Source organism: Neptuniibacter pectenicola (genome assembly GCF_001597735.1).
GTDB classification, from domain to species: domain Bacteria; phylum Pseudomonadota; class Gammaproteobacteria; order Pseudomonadales; family Balneatricaceae; genus Neptuniibacter; species Neptuniibacter pectenicola.
In genome coordinates this window covers 1-234 of sequence record NZ_LUTS01000189.1, presented here as the reverse complement: position 1 = coordinate 234, position 234 = coordinate 1, and the positions used below count along the sequence as shown (strand labels likewise).

The 234-nt window shown below is 39.7% G+C and carries 1 pseudogene; it reads left to right on the top strand.

What is annotated here, in order from left to right:
* Positions 1 to 20: 20 nt before the first annotated feature.
* Positions 21 to 234, top strand: a pseudogene (locus A3773_RS17430) (methyl-accepting chemotaxis protein); the annotation flags it as partial.

Sequence of the window (234 nt, the reverse complement as noted above, 5' to 3'; positions counted from 1 at the left end):
TAGATAAGGTTGGATCCGTTATGCGTTTAAACTCCATTCGTACCAAAGTGACCGCGCCGATAGCGTTGCTGGCCATTATACTTATAGCCGTGTTTTTCTCATCTATGTCAATCATTGATATAGGTAAAAATCATATGGAAAAGCAGGCTGAAGCTTACTTTGCTGCAAGCAGTTTAGTGTTAAATGCTGACCGCGATATTTATCAAGCGTTAGTGGCACGTAAAAATCTAATCA